This window comes from Coleofasciculus sp. A1-SPW-01, from assembly GCF_040217205.1.
GTDB lineage: Bacteria > Cyanobacteriota > Cyanobacteriia > Cyanobacteriales > Coleofasciculaceae > Coleofasciculus > Coleofasciculus chthonoplastes_A.
Map to the genome: position 1 here is coordinate 13,137 of NZ_JAVJNP010000045.1, position 18,652 is coordinate 31,788.

General features: G+C 44.3%; 14 protein-coding genes. 7 read left to right on the forward strand and 7 right to left on the reverse strand.

Annotated features, from left to right (window positions below; all coding sequences use genetic code 11):
- Window positions 1-12 precede the first annotated feature (12 nt).
- On the reverse strand, window positions 13-372 hold the full coding sequence (locus RH949_RS07840; RefSeq protein WP_446352461.1) for a hypothetical protein: 360 nt from the start codon (window positions 370-372) through the stop codon (window positions 13-15).
- On the opposite strand from RH949_RS07840, the gene thrB reads away from it, so the two are divergent.
- The 3 genes from thrB (at window position 350) to RH949_RS07855 (ending at window position 4,586) form a co-directional block, all read left to right on the forward strand.
- On the forward strand, window positions 350-1,309 hold the full coding sequence (thrB, locus tag RH949_RS07845; protein WP_006099059.1) for a homoserine kinase: 960 nt from the start codon (window positions 350-352) through the stop codon (window positions 1,307-1,309). The genes RH949_RS07840 and thrB overlap by 23 nt on opposite strands.
- Before the next feature lie 499 nt (window positions 1,310-1,808).
- Window positions 1,809-2,333 (forward strand): pentapeptide repeat-containing protein, encoded by a 525-nt coding sequence (locus RH949_RS07850; RefSeq protein WP_446352462.1) that lies wholly within the window; start codon window positions 1,809-1,811, stop codon window positions 2,331-2,333.
- 402 nt (window positions 2,334-2,735) lie between these two features.
- The gene (locus RH949_RS07855; RefSeq protein WP_446352463.1) at window positions 2,736-4,586 is read left to right on the forward strand and encodes a CHASE3 domain-containing protein; all 1,851 of its coding nucleotides are present in this window, start codon (window positions 2,736-2,738) and stop codon (window positions 4,584-4,586) included.
- Between the two features lie 87 nt (window positions 4,587-4,673).
- Here RH949_RS07855 and RH949_RS07860 read toward each other — a convergent pair whose 3' ends face one another.
- Window positions 4,674-5,540, reverse strand: coding sequence for an Npun_R2479 family HD domain-containing metalloprotein (locus RH949_RS07860; protein WP_006099061.1), 867 nt, complete (start codon window positions 5,538-5,540; stop codon window positions 4,674-4,676).
- 599 nt (window positions 5,541-6,139) lie between these two features.
- Here RH949_RS07860 and RH949_RS07865 point away from each other — a divergent pair.
- The 3 genes from RH949_RS07865 to RH949_RS07875 all read left to right on the forward strand — a co-directional run bounded on the left by RH949_RS07865 (window position 6,140) and on the right by RH949_RS07875 (window position 13,065).
- A complete protein-coding gene (locus RH949_RS07865; protein WP_446352464.1) occupies window positions 6,140-7,975 on the forward strand; it encodes an AAA-like domain-containing protein in 1,836 nt (611 codons plus the stop codon).
- A 627-nt stretch (window positions 7,976-8,602) separates the two neighbouring features.
- Window positions 8,603-9,112: a DUF29 domain-containing protein gene (locus RH949_RS07870; RefSeq protein ID WP_446352498.1), complete on the forward strand. Its 510-nt coding sequence runs from the start codon at window positions 8,603-8,605 to the stop codon at window positions 9,110-9,112.
- Window positions 9,113-9,600: 488 nt separating this feature from the next.
- Window positions 9,601-13,065 (forward strand): GAF domain-containing protein, encoded by a 3,465-nt coding sequence (locus RH949_RS07875; RefSeq protein WP_446352465.1) that lies wholly within the window; start codon window positions 9,601-9,603, stop codon window positions 13,063-13,065.
- A 192-nt stretch (window positions 13,066-13,257) separates the two neighbouring features.
- Here the strand turns inward: RH949_RS07875 and RH949_RS07880 are convergent, their stop codons facing one another.
- The 5 genes from RH949_RS07880 to modD form a co-directional block, all read right to left on the reverse strand.
- Window positions 13,258-13,476: a Nif11-like leader peptide family natural product precursor gene (locus RH949_RS07880; RefSeq protein WP_006098795.1), complete on the reverse strand. Its 219-nt coding sequence runs from the start codon at window positions 13,474-13,476 to the stop codon at window positions 13,258-13,260.
- 321 nt (window positions 13,477-13,797) lie between these two features.
- Window positions 13,798-14,025 carry a hypothetical protein gene (locus RH949_RS07885; protein ID WP_232231633.1) on the reverse strand — a complete coding sequence of 76 codons (228 nt, stop codon included), beginning with the start codon at window positions 14,023-14,025 and terminating at the stop codon, window positions 13,798-13,800.
- Window positions 14,026-14,140: 115 nt separating this feature from the next.
- Complete coding sequence (modB, locus tag RH949_RS07890) at window positions 14,141-16,003, reverse strand: molybdate ABC transporter permease subunit (RefSeq protein ID WP_446352466.1); 1,863 nt, start codon at window positions 16,001-16,003, stop codon at window positions 14,141-14,143.
- 349 nt (window positions 16,004-16,352) lie between these two features.
- Complete coding sequence (modA, locus tag RH949_RS07895; RefSeq protein ID WP_446352467.1) at window positions 16,353-17,156, reverse strand: molybdate ABC transporter substrate-binding protein; 804 nt, start codon at window positions 17,154-17,156, stop codon at window positions 16,353-16,355.
- Window positions 17,157-17,279: 123 nt separating this feature from the next.
- Window positions 17,280-18,146: a ModD protein gene (gene modD / locus RH949_RS07900; RefSeq protein WP_446352468.1), complete on the reverse strand. Its 867-nt coding sequence runs from the start codon at window positions 18,144-18,146 to the stop codon at window positions 17,280-17,282.
- Between the two features lie 179 nt (window positions 18,147-18,325).
- On the opposite strand from modD, the gene RH949_RS07905 reads away from it, so the two are divergent.
- The gene (locus RH949_RS07905) at window positions 18,326-18,535 is read left to right on the forward strand and encodes a TOBE domain-containing protein (RefSeq protein WP_006099086.1); all 210 of its coding nucleotides are present in this window, start codon (window positions 18,326-18,328) and stop codon (window positions 18,533-18,535) included.
- Window positions 18,536-18,652: the final 117 nt, after the last annotated feature.

Here is an 18,652-nt window from a genome sequence, read left to right on the forward strand (position 1 = left end):
GGGAAAGCTGAATCAGCATATCCATAAGGACGGGTTTTGTTGTTCGGTTATCGGTGGGGAGGTCTGGTTTTGTTGTTCGGTTATCGGTGGGGAGGTCTGGTTTTGTTGTTCGGTTATCGGTGGGGAGGTCTGGTTTTGTTGTTCGGTTATCGGTGGGGAGGGCGGGTTTTGTTGTTCCGTTAGTTCTGAGGATCTGACTTTAGTTCCTAAACCCGCCCCTACAATTGTGACTAAACCCGCCCCTACAACCATTGACAGACGGACAGACGTAGCATGAGGAGTTTGAGTTTCTACATTGATACAGGAAATCTGGTAAGATTGCCCCTTGGCATCTTTTAATCCCGCACGAATGTCTATCCATTCTCCCGTCACCGTTACTGTTCCCGCGACAACCGCCAACTTAGGACCCGGATTTGATTGCATTGGCGCTGCCTTAACCCTGTACAACAAGTTCACGTTTACTCGTCTGAGTTCGGATACTCCCTGGGAAACAGAACGGGCGGTGAGAATTCGGGTGTCGGGTATCGAGGCAAACCAGGTAAAAACTGATGAAACGAATCTGGCTTACCAAGCCTTTCTGAAACTATACAACCAGATTGGTCATACACCTCCCCCCGTCCAACTCAAAATTGATTTAGATGTCCCTCTCGCCAGAGGGTTAGGAAGTTCCGCCACAGCGATTGTCGGTGGATTGGTTGGCGCTAACCAACTCGCTGGGGAACCCCTGAGTCAAACCGAAGTCATGCAATTAGCGATCGCGCTGGAAGGACATCCAGATAATGTTGTCCCCGCTTTGTTGGGCGGCTGTCGTCTGGCGGTGCGGGGGGATGCGGTTCTCAAGGAATGGGAGATTTGTGATATTCCCTGGCATGATCAAATTGTCCCGGTTGTCGCCATTCCCAATTTTGAACTCTCCACCCAAGAGGCGCGACAGGTACTCCCCAACCAAGTGAGTCGGGCGGATGCTATTTTTAATATTGCCCATTTCGGCTTATTGGTACGCGCCTTAGCAACGGGACGAGGTGATTGGTTACAAACTGCCCTCCAGGATACGTTACATCAACCCTACCGACAGGCTTTGATTCCGGGGTATGAAGCGGTACAAACCGCCGCCTTAAAAGCAGGTGCCTATGGAGTGACGATTAGTGGCGCTGGTCCCACTTTGTTGGCGCTTGTCGATCCGATGCAAGCTGAAGCCGTAGTCACCGCTATGGCTGAGGCTTGGCAAGAGGTGGGAATTTCTGCAATAGCGCGATCGCACTCGATTGATACCCAGGGAACCCAAAGCGCGATCGCACCCGCCATTTAACCCGCCTAAGGAGACAGAGGGTGTAGAGACGTAACAGTCTAAGTCTCGATACTCCTTAAATCCAGCCTCCCTCAAGGATCGCGCCGCGTTGAAACCATATCCGACTAGCGAAGCGAAGGATCAACACTCAACACTCAGGGCGGGTTTTGAGGTAACGTTATCGTCAATAGCGAAACGCGATTCCCTAAACCCACCCCTACACACTCAAAACTTCCCCAATTTATAGCTATGCCATAGAAAATCCTCTATGTTTTGACCAAGCACTTCTTATCCGATAATCTGAATAAGGTCTTAAACTTTTGTTACATTGATCGATGAAACCCCTATTTGTTTCATCACCCGTTTCTGGCATAAACTCAATGTTAGTCACTTGATTCAATAGCAATCTCAGCAATTTTTATGACTCCAAATCGACCCTATTCTCACCCTTCTGAATGATTCAGAGAATTTTGACAAAACGATACTGCGATCACGTTGAAACTTGGAGGAGTCATACAAAGTGGCAAATGCAAACGATATAGTTATCCTAAAACAAGGTGTTGAAAATTGGAATCAGTGGCGACTGCAAAATATTAACTTAAATCAAAATCAGAGTAAAACCAATATACTCAAACTGAACTTTAATAAGGTTGATCTGAGTGGATTGAATCTCAGTGAGTATAATTTGCAAAACTTCAACCTCAGTCGAGCCAATCTCAGTCGAGCCAACCTCAGTCGAGCCAACCTCAGTCGGGCGAATCTCTATGAAGCGATTTGTCATACAACAAACCTGAGTCAAGCCATTTTAATTGATACGAACCTCATCGCTGTTTTCTTAAGAAATGCTGATCTCAGAGGCGCAAATCTGAAAGGCGCGGATTTAACCGATGCGAATCTCAGTGGTGCTGATTTGACAGGCGCTAATCTCAGTCAGACAAACCTGAAAGGAGCAAACCTGAGAAATACCAATCTGAATCAGGCAAATCTCAATGGTGCGAATCTGAGTGGAGCAATTTTGAAGGGCGCGATTATTTGTCAAGTCTAGGGGGGACTGAATGTTGTTGAATTTCCAGGTTCCCATTCCCTGAGAAAGGACAAAGCCAAGAAGATAAATTTTTTTAACCAGCATTTGCCAAAACCGAAACTGTATCGGTAAAATGCTGGTTATATTCTTATACTCTGAAAGCGAGACGTATTTCTCTGAACAAAGAATAAACAGCCCATCTTTGGCATGATTTATATCTAAAAAAAAAATATGCAGACTTTAGTTTATCACAAAAAATATCATTATTTTTTAAAGTTGCGGAAAAAGATAAATTATACCTGAATAGGTGTTTTACCGTTTAACCCGAATCAGAGTTTTTTCAGTTAAACTCTACCCTTTATGATAAAATTATCGATACAACGAAAAATCGTCGTAGGATTTGGACTAACCTCTAGCCTGATCGTGATCGTTAGTTTAAGTGGATATTATAGCGCATTTCGCCTGAGAGAGACAAATCACAAAGAACTCCATACCAAAAAAGTATTAACGAAACTTGAAGAAGTCTTAGCTGAAATTACGGATGCCGAAACGGGACAGCGGGGTTATCTTCTCACCGGTAAACCGCGCTATCTCGACCCCTATCAAAAAGCCATTGATAAAGTCAAAGATGATATCAAGCAGCTACAAGACTTGACAGTAGACAACCCTTACCATCAACAAAAGTTAGAGCTAGTCGTCCCTTTAATTAATACCAAGTTTGCCGAACTTGAGCAAACAATTAACTTAAGAAACGAGCAAGGATTGGACGCGGCTTTAGCGATTGTCAACACAAACGAAGGCAAACTGATCATGGATCAGATCCGCGATATCTTTCATCAGATGAAGGCGGAGGAAGAGCGGCTATTGTATGCGCGATCGCAGCACACTCAAGGCACAGTTCATACGACAATATGGATTTTCTCCATTGGACTCATTTTTGACTTAGGTATTCTTGTTTTTGTCTATTATCACATTTATCGCGAAATTAATCAACGGCTGGAGGCTCAAGATCAATTACGAGATAGTGAAAGTCGGCTCACTCAATTCTTAGAAGCGATACCTGTCGGCGTTTTTGTCGTTGATCAAAACGGTATACCCTACTATGCCAATCAGACGGCAAAGAAACTTTTTGGGCAAGGTCTAATTCCCACCAATCCTGCCAATCAGCTACCCGAAATTTATCCAATTTATTCTCCTAAATCTGAGAAAATCTATCCCTCCAATCTTGAGCCAATTATCCAAGCACTTAACGGTAAAAATTCCATCTATGAAGGGATAGAAATTCACCAGCCCGACAAAATAGTGCCGATTGAGGTTTTAGGAACCCCCATCTTTGATGACAAGGGAAATGTTAGCTACGCCATTGTCGTGCTGAACGATATCACCGAACGCAAACGGGGGGAAGCCGAACGACTCAAGTTTACAGGTCATCTGAATAAACTCAATCATGCTTTTTCTCGCTTTGTGCCGGGTCAATTTCTCCAGTTACTCAATAAGGAGACTATTATTGATGTTAAGTTAGGCGACCAAGTTGAGAAAGAAATGTCCGTGTTATTTTCGGATATTCGCGACTTCACTGCTCTTTCGGAAGGGATGACCCCTGAAGAGAATTTTAAATTCATCAATTCCTATCTCTCCCGAATGGAACCCACTATTATTAAAAATAAAGGATTTATTGATAAATATATTGGGGATGCGATTATGGCACTCTTTAGTGGCGGTGCGGATGATGCGGTTAAAGCCGGAATTGCCATGTTGCATCAGTTAACTGAATATAATCAACATCGAGCTAACTGTAATTATCGAGCCATTCAACTAGGTATGGGCATTAATACAGGAACATTAATGTTAGGGACTGTGGGCGGATATAACCGCATGGATACCACCGTGATTAGTGATGCGGTTAATTTAGCGGCTCGTTTGGAAGGCTTAACCAAAAATTATGGCGTATCATTATTAATTTCTCACCACACGTTCAAACAATTACAAAACCCCTACGACTATGCTATCCGCATGATTGATCATGTCAAAGTCAAAGGTAAATCTGAACTGGTTACCGTCTATGAAATCTTTGATGCTGACTTACCGGAAGTTCGAGAGGGTAAATTGGCAAATCAAGACCGATTTGCCTTAGCGTTGTCTCTGTATAATCAACAGGCTTATGCCGAAGCACTACGCTTGTTTGAAGCCTGTTTGCGTCAAAACCCAGCGGATCAGGTGGCGAAAATTTATCAGCAACGCTGTCATCTGAATTCTAATACCAATTCTGTTTGACAATTCTAGCCCGGAGTTCAAACTCCGGGCTAAGAGCTTAAGTTCATAAAATGGACTTAAGCTCTTATATCGTCGTCTAAAGATGACTTAAACAAACATGGCAACTTTCTTTGGGCTTACCCTATTTTCCTGTTCAACCTGTAAGACATTACCATACAGATTGGCAATAATCTGTTGACCTGTTTTCGTGACCTCTAAATACCGCAAAGCGGGTTGGATGTATTGCAACACAATTGTCCAGAAAAAGTTGGGGTAGTTTTGCCGCAGTTCACCCGGATTTTGATAGCCTAAAATTTTATTCGCGCCACTTTCTTCAAACTCGCCAAACAAGGCGGGAATCTTTTGTAAGTAACGTGGATCACTAAGCTGACCAATCAAATCAGCCGCACGAGTCAAACCCGGATAATTCATCGTATCGTGATGGGCGTTATCAGCAGGTACTGGAAAACGGGTTAACTCAATATTGCGTTTTACGATGGCACAATCAATGAAGGGATGAGCGCCGAAATACTCGTCCACAAACCGCTTTCCTCGGTCAATATGGTAGCATGTCAAACTCGCATCGGTTGCCCCCTGGGGCAAGGATATCATCATATCATCAAGACCAATCACGTACAATCGTTGATCAGGTTGGTCATTTCGGCAAATCCCCTTAATATAGCCGATGTCATGGCATAACCAAGACACGATTGATGTGAGCCAATCTTGACGGGAAACGTTTCCTTCTAGGATATGTTTCCCTCGAAGGATTTCTTGTCCGACTAAGCTCACCAAAATGGTATGTTCAACATTGTGGTATAGAGCATCACTCTGGGCAATCCGGTCGAGAGTCACTTGCGCCACTCCCGTGATCACCTCAGCATAATCGGTTTGAGAATTTCCGTAAGTCTGACGGTAGCCGACTTGTAGACGTTCGACACAATCGCGAACTAGCACCCCTGTTAAATTAAACATTGTTCTTCCCCTGTCATACTATCTAAATTTATAACCGAGTCGGGTATTTCAGCCCGGTTGGGCGGCTTTACCCTGGTAGATTCACAGATCAATCGGTGGGGAACACCTATTTATTAGTTTCGTTGATCATCTGGGTTATGTAAACCATAAAACCTCACAAAAAAAAATAATAGTTTGGGTGAGCTAACAATCCAAATCAATTTTATTTGTTGATCAAAGAAAAACCTCATAAAACCTCATAACTATTTCTTTGTATGTTCATCGCCCGTTAAAAAAGCCTGAAATATCAGGTAAATTTTTTTAATCGCTATTCCCAGAATCGAGAAAAATTAACTTCGCCGAGAGAGCGCTTGTTAAAATTATAATAAAGTTGATGATTAGAATGGATATAATTTAGCATGGCATAACCCTAGCAGGAAAGCAACGGCGGGGGATCGTCTTATGTAAGGGGTTGAGAAATATTCACATAACTTAATATACTGGAGTTTATTTCCACCAACCTACTTAGCCAGACTCAATGAAACGTGAAATCGTTTTGTTGTCGGTTCCATGTTTCCTGTTCCCTAGTTTTAATTTTGAATTTTATTGATGAAGGGGAGATGGATTATAAAGACGCCTTAAATTTTATCGATCGCTTAACCTATCTGAAGACGGGAAAGCACCTAAATGACCTAGAACGGCAGGTTTTTGTCGGATCTTGGCAAGGACGCTCCTATAAGGAGATTTATCCGCAAAATCCGGAGTATGTGGAAAAATATGTGGGCTATAAGTTATGGCAAAAGCTTTCCCAGGTATTAGGGGAAAAAGTCAGCAAAAAAAAGATTCAGGGTGCGATCGCGCGAGCCAAGACGCAGCAGCCGCAAGTGTTTCTCAGTTACCGAAACCAAGAGCCTGACGAGAGTTTAGCGATTCAGTTAGAGGAGGCGATCGCCCAAGCCGGATATCCAGCCTTTAGAACAGGGGTGGGAAAGGGTTCCAGCCATTCCTCTGCTGTCGCCGAGAATGAATTAGCCCAGATTGATCATCAACTGGCGCAATGTGAGTATTTTATCCTGCTACTGTCTCCCCAAGCCGCATTGAGTGAAATGGTGATTGAAGCGTTACGACGGGTTCAGGAGTTACGAGATGAGAGTCACAACGCCAAACCCGTTATCTTACCAATTCGGGTTAATTGCCCGCCCTGTACCCCCCTCAACCACGATTTACGCAGTTATCTCCAGGGAATTGGCTATCAAGAATGGAACACTCCCGCCGATACACCCACTGTGATACAGGCGGTGTTACAACGGTTGTCGGGGAGTGAGGATTGGGAAACGCCAGTCTGGGAAGGGAATGATGTAGCGGAGGAGATCAGCAGCTATCAGACTCCGATCAACCCCTTACCGCCTTTACCCGTGGCTGAACCGGAATTACCCAAAGGTCAAGTGCGGTTAGCTTCCGCCTTCTATGTCGAACGAGTTCCCGATGAAACTCAATGTTATCAAGAAATCCTCAAACCAGGAGCCTTGATTCGCATCAAAGCACCGCGACAGATGGGGAAAACTTCGTTAATGGCGAGAATTTTGTATCAAGCCAGAGAGCAAGGCTGTCGCACAGTTCCCTTAAGCTTTCAACATGCGGATAAAAGCGTGTTTACCAATCTCAATCAACTCTTACAGTGGTTATGTGCCAAAATTACCCGGAAGCTGCGTTTACCTCATCAAGTTGAGGCATATTGGACGGATACGTTTGGGAGTAAAGATAACTGTACGGCTTATTTTGAGGATGTTTTGTTATCGGAAACCGATGCACCGTTAGTCTTAGGATTAGATGAAGTGGATCGGGTGTTTCAGCATCCCAAAATAACCGATGACTTTTTTGCCCTCTTACGCGCTTGGTATGAAGAAGCTGGGTATGGGGATAGCGATAGTGATTTGTGGGCAAAATTGCGTTTAGTGGTGGTGCATTCAACGGAAGTTTATATTCCCTTGGATATCAATCAATCGCCATTTAATGTGGGTTTACCGATTGAATTATCGGAGTTTAGTCGAGAACAAGTTACCGATTTAGCCCAGCGTCATGGACTCAATTGGCAAACTCATCAGGTTGAGCAATTAATGACAATGGTGGGTGGACATCCCTATTTAGTCCGAGTAGCTCTTTATTATATAGCCAGAGGGGAGTTAACCTTAGAGCAATTGGTAGAGATAGCGCCAACCGAGGCGGGAATTTACGGGGATCACCTGCGCCGACATCTATGGAATTTGCAGCAGCACCCAGAATTGGCGACAGCTTTTGCTCAGGTGCTAGTGGCGGAGGAACCCGTTGAGTTAGAATCCGTGTTGGCGTTTAAATTACACAGTATGGGATTAGTGCAGTTACGGGGAAATGCGACTGTACCCCGCTTTGAATTATATCGCCAGTATTTTCGCGATCGCCTACAAAACGTATTTTAAGTCCAAGGGTATGCTTCAATCAGCTTTTTAGGATTACCGAAACCCTCGATATACCGTAGGGTGGGCAGTGCCCACCAGCCAAAATTTCAGTAAGCTGTCATGCCTTTAAATTGGGTATTAGTAGCGAGCAAGATGCAAAGCCTTCGGCATGGCTTCGCTTAACGCACTACAAGGATGAGAGCAATTATTGACATTACCCTGTCAGATTAGTTGTACCGATTCCGCCTAGCTAATAAGCGATCGCGCCCGCTATCAATCGCTTACAATTGGGATACACTGTATCATTCTGTAGCTATTGCCATGAATCTTCCTGTGCAACTCCAGCAAGACGCCGAAAAGTGGGCAAGTCAGCAAGGAATCTCGTTGGAACAGTTCATCCTACAGGCTGTCGCGGAGAAAGTCACTGCCCTCAATCAGCAAAATACTGAAATAACTGCTCCAGTCTCACCAGTCGTTCACTCATCAACCTCTCAACATCCAAAAGTCTATCGCAAAGAAGGTATCTTAGTCGTTGAAACCGAACCAATTAACAATCTTGACATCAACGCCTTCATTGACGAAGTGCGAACCGAACCAATTAACAATCTTGACATCAACGCCTTCATTGACGAAGTGCGAGAAGAACGTATTCGGGAGCAGATAATACAGACAGCAATACCTACACCCAACCTCTACGAAACCGATTTTTATGCTTGGACGCAGGAACAAGCATCGTTACTCCGCCAACAGCAGTGGAGTCAGCTTGATTTGGGCAATCTGATTGAGGAGATTGAATCCTTGGGAAAACAGCAACGCCAGGAATTGCGAAATCGTTTGACGGTGCTGATTGGACATTTGTTGAAATGGGAGTACCAACCACAACGCCGGAGTCGGAGTTGGCTGGCGACGATTCGCGTACATCGCCGTGATACGCTAGAGTTGCTCAAAGACAATCCAAGCCTAAAGCCTTACCTTGAGGATGCACTGGTTTTAGCTTACGAGAACGGTAGAGATCTGGCAATGGGAGAAACTGACTTGCCAGAACAAACCTTTCCCCAGACGTGTCCTTATAATTTAGCAGAAATTTTAGAGGATAATTTTTATCCGGGTGAACCGAGTGAGTTGGTAAATGAATGGGAGGGAGAAAACGAATCATAATAATAATTACTGTAGGTTTTGAAAACACCAGTCAATCCAACAGCCCCCTCATTATATAAATATAAGAGATGAATTCTATGATTATAGATAGTGTTGAAATTAAAGGTTTTTGGGGGACGAAAAAAGCATCGGCTATTATTAACCAAATTGAAAGAAAAAGCATTAAATGTTGCTAAATAAACTGTGAAGCTACTTTAGCAAAATTCGGCACGTTGACTTGTTCTATTTTAAACCGACTTCACTAATTTACAGCCGTTTACAAGAGTTGCGATCACACCAGATTGATATAGCTGAAGTGGTGGAATGTGTTGTATAGGTTTTCTGGGCGCAAGCCTTGCGCCCCTACAAGGTTACTAAACGAATATTAGAATGGATTGAAACTCTTATCCAGTCGTCTTTAGACGACTTGAGCTTTTAGCCTTGGGTTTAAACCCAAGGCGGTTTAATTCAAATCCCTAATCTGGTGTCTTCTACCTCTTGCAGCCCCCATGAGTAAAGCCAAACCCATCACCTCCCCCTACAAAGTTGGGGGTCATCTCCCGCTTAACGCCCTTAGCTACGTGGTGCGACAGGCGGATACGGAACTCTATCAGGGGTTAAAGGCGGGTGAGTTTTGTTATGTTCTTAATTCCCGCCAGATGGGTAAAACCAGTTTGCGGGTGCGGGTGATGCATAAGCTACAAGGGGAGGGTTTTGCTTGTGCGGCGATTGATTTGACCAAAATCGGTTCCCAGGATATCACGGCGGATCAGTGGTATGCGGGGATGATGAGACGCTTGGTGACGAGTTTTCCGGCGCTGCGGGGGTTTAACTTAAGGGCGTGGTTGCGCGATCGCGAATATCTACCCCCTATCCAACGCTTGAGTGAGTTTATCGAACAAGTGCTGCTGGAGTCTATCCCCCAAAGGGTAGTAATTTTTATTGATGAAATTGATAGTATCCTCAGTTTAAACTTTCGCACCGATGATTTTTTTGCGGTGCTGCGGGCTTGTAATGAATATGATCGGCTGACGTTTGCTTTGTTTGGAGTGGCGACACCAGCGGATTTAATTCAAGATAAGAAACGGACGCCGTTTAATTTAGGTCGTGCGATTGAATTGCATGGGTTTAAATTAGCGGAAGCTCAACCCTTAGCCGCTGGATTAGCTAATAAATCTAGCCAAGCCCAAAGGATTTTAGCCGCTATTTTAGACTGGACAGGGGGACAACCCTTTCTCACTCAAAAACTCTGTCATTTAATTATCAATAGCGACTCCTCCCCGACTCCTGGAAACGAAGAGGAATGGGTAGCACAGATTGTCCAACAGCGTATCCTGGAAAACTGGGAAGCTACTGATGAACCGCCTCATCTAAAAACCATTCGCGATCGCCTGTTCCGAATTGGACAGCGAAATCGGGGACTCTTGGGGCTTTATCAGCAGATTTTACAACAGGGGGAGGTTCACGCCTGCGATAGTTCTGAACAACGGGAATTGTGTTTATCTGGAGTGGCAATTAAGCAGGGGGGAAAACTGCGTGTCTGTAATCGTATCTATGCCGCCATTTTTAATTACAGTTGGGTGAACAAAGCTTTAGCCGATTTGCAGGCTAGCTTTGAGCAAATTGTTACTCAGCAAGAACAAAAACTTCTGTCCATGCTGAGTTTTATGGAAGGCAAGGATTTTGCCGATATCCTCCATGAAATTTTAGGCTCAGTTACCCTAAAAATGGGAGAAGCCTTGAGCGTGGATCGGACGACGATTATCTTTATTGATGATCAGCAAAATCAGATCTGGTCGATTATTGCCCGAAATGAAGGGAAAACCTTTCCCGATATTCAAATCCTTACCAATAAAGAAACAGAAGCCCGATTGACCAACTTTAAGAAATTTAGTGAGATTCCCTTTAACTTTCGCCAAGAGAACCCAGACACCATTCCCGATAAACTCAATCAAGCCAATGGCTATGCGATTTACAATGAATTAGTTTATCCCATCGCCAATCAACAGCAGAATTTGATTGCGGTGATTCAACTAATCAATAAACTGAAACGGTTTAACAATCCCCAAGCGCCTCTATCGGAACGCATTGACCAACAAGGGTTTACCCTCACCGATCAACGCCAGTTAGATGAATATGCGCCAACTATTTTACGCATTTTAGAGCGATGCCAATACTGTTATAAATTAACCCAACGGTTACAAGCGGCTGAAGCCCTAACCGAAGCCACGCATTCTCTGTCTCACAGTAGTTTAAATTCCGAAGAAATCCTGGGACGAGTCATGGATGCGGCGAAGAAACTGATGAATGCCGATCGCAGTACCCTCTGGTTATTAGATGCAGATAAGCAGCAGTTGTGGACAAAGATTCCCTTTGAAGATGGGTCAGTGCGAGAACTGCGAGTCCATGTTGGGCAAGGATTTGCTGGGAAAGTTGCCCAAACGCAAGAACCGTTAAATATTCCCTTTGATTTGTACGATCATCCTGATTCAACCACCGCCCAAGAAACCGATCAAAAAACAGGTTATCGCACCTGTAGTTTACTTTGTATGCCTGTTTTTAGTCCCGATGGTGAACTCCTCGGTATCACCCAGTTAGTGAATAAACGCAAACCGGGTGAATTTCCTGATTATAACCCCGCCGATTGGCCCCAAGCGCCGGAATGTTTTCAGGCAAGTTTTGATGCTAATAGTCAAAAATATATGCAGATTTTTAACTCTCAGGCGGGGGTAGCGTTGCAAAATGCTCAGAAGTTTGAGCGCATAAAGCAAAAGGCAGATAGTCACCAGCAAAATGTCGTCAGTCAAACCCTAGCGATGCTGAATACGGTGATGGATAATCAGGGGTTTGATGATATTCTGGATGGTACGTTGCGATCGATTACGTTGAAGACGGGTAAATCCTTATCTGCCGATCGCACGACGATTTTTCTACTCGATGAAGAAAAGAAGGAATTTTGGTCAATTGTTGCTGAAGATGAGGGGAGTGGTTCCCTAGAAATTCGCATGAGTGCGGATAAAGGAATTGTCGGCGAAGTCGCCCGGTTCAAGCAAACGATTAACATTCCTTTTGACTTCTATGATGATCCGCGATCGCAGATGGCAAAGGAACAGGATAAAAGAACCGGATATCGGACGTATACCATGTTAGCGATTCCTCTTTTAAATGACCAAGGGGAGTTAGTTGCTGTTGTTCAGTTACTCAACAAATTAAAACGGGTTGCTAATCCCACAGCAGCTTTATCGGAACGCATCGATAAACAGGGATTTAGCCGCACCGATGAAGAACGATTTGCCGAAAATGCCCCTTTAATTCAAATGATTCTGGAAAGCTTCCGTTCCTATCATAAAACAGCACGCGGACAACGAGTCGCCGCCGCATTGATGGCAGCAGCCCGTTGTGTTCAAGGTTCTCTAGAGATGGACGATATTTTACAACGAGTGATGGGGGCGGCTAAACAATTATTAAACGCTGATCGTAGTACCTTATGGTTAGTTAACCGTTTAGCCGGGGAATTGTGGACAAAAATTCGCTTTGACGAGGGTGAACTCCGAGAATTGCGTATACCAATTGGACAAGGGTATGCGGGTCAAGTGGCGATGACGGGGGAACCGTTGAATATTCCCTTTGATTTGTACGATCATCTTAACTCAGAAACGGCAAAGAAAACGGATCAAAAGACAGGGTATCGTACTTGTAGTTTACTCTGTATGCCTGTCTTTAGTCCCGATGGAGATTTGCTGGGGGTGACGCAATTAGTGAATAAGCGGAAACCGGGCGAGTCTTGGGAATTTGAGACTCTTATGTTATCGGAAACTGTCCCGGAGTATTTCCAAACCAGTTTTGATGACAGTGATCAGAAATACATGCAAATTTTCAATAATCAAGTTGGCGTTATCCTGCAAAATGCCGAACTTTTAGCCGCACTCAAGCGACAGGAAGAAAGTTTGCGCGGTAATGTAAATGGACAGTAGGAAGATTAGGGAGATGGGGGAGATGGGGAACAATGTAGAGACGTGCCATGGCACGTCTGGAAGATGGGGAAAATGAGAGAACTTTCCTTGTCTGTGTAATCAGTGTCAATAAGCTCTCACCTCCCTACCCCTATCTCTCCAATAAATCCGTGAAATCAGTGTTTTGACAAATGACAAATGACAAATGACAACCTACCACCAAATCAAACGTCGAGGTGGAAAGCCTGACTCTTCCCACGAGTCTCCGGCTTCTTTCAAAACAGCATCCAAGTCAGCGACGGTAAACTCGTAACCATCAGTAGCCGCCAGTTCCACAAACTCTTCCTTGGTTTTGAGGGCGTCGTATTTAGCTCGCAATTTTTTATCTTTTCCGCCTGCTTCGAGTAAATTGATCACATTGTCTTGAGACATCGTTGCTAACCTCTCTTAGAAACCTGGGTAATACCAATTCGTTAGACATTACACTTGATCTATCCCACCATTGACACCACCTCACCTGACTAAGGGAAGGTTAGGAGGCGTGACTATTCTGCCAAAGAAATAGGATGAGATACCTCAACTGATGAATAGTATCTCAGCCTTTCCTGTAGTTTTTTGTATTTAAATTATCTTTTTGAGACTATTGTTTTCTGAGAAATATTGCAATTTATTGCTATACAATTAAACTTGTTTACAATCAATTACATTGAGGCAGAGTAATGCAAACAAGCGTCTCAAAAAATAACCGAACCACTACTCAGGCTGAATCACTTCAAAGTCAGATTCATCCAGAGACAACATCAGAGGAACGTCATTCGGATTCATTAAATTTTGTTCTAAGCGGACTATCCAACGTCCTGACTCTTCACGACCTTGGATAATCCCCTGAATACCCGCAGCATATTCAGGGCGAATAACCCGAATTAAGGTTCCTACCTTGAGCATTAGCCAAATAGTATCTGCTTTACCTTCCCTAAACATGAGGGACGTTCTGTTACTTTAACCTAATTTTAACCTTTTCTTATACATAAGAATACATTGGGTGACAAGTCTGTCGATCCCGGTTTTTGTCAAGGTTTCCGGACATAATCGTCAGTTATTGTTCCATCAAAATCAGTCGCAACGGGTCTAAACGGACGTACCAGGGAAAGGGGCGGTCTTTGAGATTCGCCCATTTTTCCTTGTAAACCTCAACTTGTAGGTGGTAGTCTTGGGCGTGACCTGGAGGCTGATGCAGTTTGATATATAGTGTTGTCCGGTGTTGCGTCTCACTGGTCATCACCAGCCAGCAGGGAAAAGTATTCTCTCCATCGGGATGATGGGGAAAGGTGAAGTGGTGGGCGCGAATTCCCACATACGTTAATTTGTTAGGAATTGGTTCAACCACCTGAAGCGTACAGCCCCAGTCTAGCGCCTCAATTGTTTGGGGTTCAATCATCCGGGCGGTGGAAAAGTTTTTACATTCAGTAACCTGGGCGACTTCAAAGCTAGGAGGACGTTCAAAAATAGTCTCTTTGGTATCATTAGCAATCACGTTTCCGTGGGAAAGAATCAGTAAATTCTGGCAAATTCGATACGCTTCTTCTAGCTTATGAGTGACAAATAGTGTCACGCCTTCATAGGTGGAAAGCGTTTCACTCAATAGCCTTTCAATTCGGCTGCGTAAATAAGTATCCAGGGCGGAAAGAGGTTCATCTAAGAGTAAGGCTTCTGGCTGAATTGCCAAAGCCCTAGCTAAAGCAACTCGCTGCTGCTGTCCGCCAGAAATTTGCTCAGGGTAGCGGTTTTCTAAGCCTTGTAACTGCATCATCTCCATATATTTGGAAATGCGCTGTCTGCGTTCCAGTTTGGGCAAATTTTGCAGACCAAATGCAATATTTTGGACAATGGTTAAATGGGGAAATAGGGCATAATTTTGAAACACAAAACCAATCCGGCGTTGACGACTGGGAATATTAATTCCCCGTTGTGAATCAAACAAAACTCGTCCATTGAGAACAATTCGCCCCTGATTGGGTGAGTCTAATCCCGCAATGCAGCGCAGTGTCATACTTTTGCCAGAACCGGATGTGCCTAAGAGTCCTAATGGTTGTCCATTGGCTTCTAATTGGGCGTCTAAGGTAAACCCAGGTAATTGCTTTTTTAGGTTAACAAAAAGTCCTTTATTGCCATATCTGATCCCTCTGTAGTCCGTCCTTTTATATCTCCCTCTTGTCCCCCTTTTTAGATCCCCCTCCCGTCCCCCTTCAAAAGGGGGAAGCCAGGAGAACCAGTGCGCGATCGCGTGCCACTTGGCGGAGTGCTGTGTTCCTGACCAGTAGTTGATCGTGGCGATTACCAAGAGTGCGATCGCCACCATCAGCAGCACCCAGTTTAATGCCTCTCCCATCTTACCTGCTTCTGCGGCAAAGAAGATCGCGATCGGCATGGTTTGAGTTTTGCCAGGAATACTACCTGCTAACATTAATGTGGCACCAAATTCTCCTAAAGCCCTGGCAAAGGCTAAAATGGTTCCCGAAACCACACCAGGTAATGCCAAGGGTAATAGAATCTGCCAAAAAATCCGCCATTCTGATGCCCCTAATGTTCGAGCGCAATGAATCAAATCCTTGTCAATTTGTTTAAAGGCACTCAGTACCGTTTTATACATTAAAGGAAACGCCACAACTGTAGCCGCGATTACCGTTGCTGACCAGGAAAATATTATAGTAATTCCTAGTTGCTTTAACAATTGTCCCACAGGACTATTTCTACCCAAAAGCAGTAGTAGCAGAAAACCGATAACTGTCGGCGGTAGCACCAGGGGGAGAGTAAAAAACCCATCAATTAATCCTTTTGCTTTACCGCGATAGCCATACATCCATCGGGCGGCGGCAATTCCCACTAAGAAAGCGAAGATTGTCGCAACAAATGCGGTTTTTAGCGAAATCCACAGTGGAGATAAATCTGAATAGGGCATTCTATTCGTCCAGTAATCGAATTATGGCGAGAAGGTTGGGGGATAGTTCGATTGATAATATCTCAGCTTTTCCTAGGGTTTTCTGTAGTTTAACTATCTTTTTTATATATTAGGTTCGTAGTAGGGCACCTTAGCCTATAAACCTAACCTATAAACTCGCCTCGATTAAACGGTAGAATTATTTTTTTAACGCAGAGGTACGCAGAGGTAAGCGCAGAGGTACGCAGAGGGAGTTGGCGGTTGGGGAAGGACATTTACAATAGTCGTCACGCCAGTAGAGAGTAGGGTGCGTTAGTGAAACGTAACGCACCATTGCTCAGTTTGATAGGTATTTTAATCCTTTCAATTGTTAATCGCTAGCCAAGCTAAAACCATACTCTTCAAACACGGCTTGAGCGGGTTCAGTTGAGAGAAACTGCACAAATTCTTTTGCTGAATCTGGATTTTTACTCTCTTTTAATACCGCAACTGGATAAATAATTGGTGCGTGAGACGTTTCTGATGCCGTGGCGACAACTTTGACATTATCTGATACGTTAGCATCCGTGGCATAAACTAATCCTGCCTCAACATTCCCGGTTTCTACATAAGAGAGGACTTGGCGCACATCTTTGGCGAAAACCAATTTAGATTGGATAGGTTTATATAAATTCAGGGAAGTTAGGACTTCTTTACCATATTGTCCAGCGGGTACACTTTCGGGATCGCCAATTGCAATTTTGCTCACTTTATCAGTCGTTAATCCTTTGAAATTAGAAATATCGGTTTTATCCTTTGGTGTAACCAGAACAATTGAGTTTTTCAATAAGTCTTTGCGCGTATCCGTTAGCAGTAAGTCTTTTTCTTGCAAAGCGTTCATCTGTTTTGGCGCGGCGGATAGAAAAACATCTACAGGCGCTCCCTGTTCGATTTGCTGTTGCAGAGAACCGGAAGACCCAAAGTTATAGGTAATGATAACGTGAGCTTGTTCTTGAGTATACAGGGGCGCGATCGCTTTCATAGCATCCTGTAGGCTAGCCGCCGCTGATACCGTGAGTTCTACTGATTCGGGTGACGTGGCGGAAGGGTTCGGAGGTGTCCCTTGAGAACAACCCACAACAATTAGGAATGTCGCAACCATCCATGCCATTGAGAAAACACGTCGTTTTTTCATTTCCCTGTTGCCTCAGCTAATGACTGACAGAAGGTGTTGATAGGAGCATCGTACTAATCTGAACCATGACTTACCAACTTAGCAGGTCTGGGCGGGTTTTGTAGAAACGTTATCATCAATAAATCAAAGCAAGTCCCTAAACCCGCCCCTACAAACCATTTCTACCTGGATATCAGCAGGCTGGGCGTAATAGGGAGCGGTTAAGACTAATCCATCTACGCCCGTTGCCGCATAATTGGCAATATTAGCGTCATTAATCCCGCCCGCTGCCAAGGTAATCAGGGTTGGATTCATGGACTTAATCTGGGGAATTGCCTCCGCTAATGCCTCAGCGTTTACTTTATCAAATTGAATCCCATCTATGCCTGAAGCAGCTAAGTTAAAGGCGGTAGCCATATCTTTGACTTCAACAATGACTTTCTTTTCTTTAACCTGACGCTTAATTACGGGTAGTTGCTGAATGAAGGAGTCAATTCCACCCAGAAAGTTGAGATGCTGTTGGAAGATTAAAACGGTTTCTGAGACTCCCAGTCGATGAGGATATGCCCCACCCGCTAAGATAGCTTTCACGGCGATGGGTTTGGTTCCTGGGATGACTTTGCGAGTGGTATAGAGCATCACATCTTGATTCGCCGCTTGTGCTAATTGCACTAGATTGTAGGTTTTGGTGGCGACTCCACAGGCATATTCGAGTAAATTCTGGGCAGGTTTCCAAGCCAGATGCAAGGCGGCGGCGTTTCCGGTAGCACTGAGAAAGGGGACACCTGCGTCTAAGATTTGACCCGTTGCCAAGATTGCTATCACCTCTGCCCCAACTTGGCGTAAGATACTGGCGGATTCTTCGGTGCAGGCTAGAACGGTTTTGGCGCGAGTGGTAAAGCGGATTGTCCCCGTGCGATCGCCAATCCCTAACACCTGGGTGGTTAAATCAAAATAGGGAACGTCTTCTTGGATTAACTGTTCGATAAACTGCTGTGAGATAAAAACCATTACCTATGTCGCATTTTTGCCTTTGGTCGTATGACTAGGCTATATCAGTTCTGCGAGGGTAAAAGTGAGTAAAATAATACAATTTACTGTTTTCATCAAAATATTCAGCAAAATCAGAAAATTCAGTGATTTTTGGTATTATTAGCTGGTGAACCAATGACTAAAGCAGGGATTGAACTATGGAAATTAGCGCTCGCAATACCTTTAAAGGAACAGTAAAAAAGGTTGTACCTGGCTCTGTGAACAGTGAAGTGACCCTAGAAGTTGCTCCTGGGGTGGAAATGACGGCAATTATCACCAAGTCTTCTGCGGAACGACTTGGTCTCGCCGAGGGTAAGGAAGCGTATGCTGTTGTTAAAGCGACAGATGTCATGGTAGCAACAGATTAAAGGGTGCGTGCTTAAATATTGGGTTGTGCCAAATCCTCAGTTTTCACCAGTCAACAGCAGCCCGGAATCGTAGGGGCGCACAGACGTGCGCCCTGACTTAATTAGGATAGGACTTTT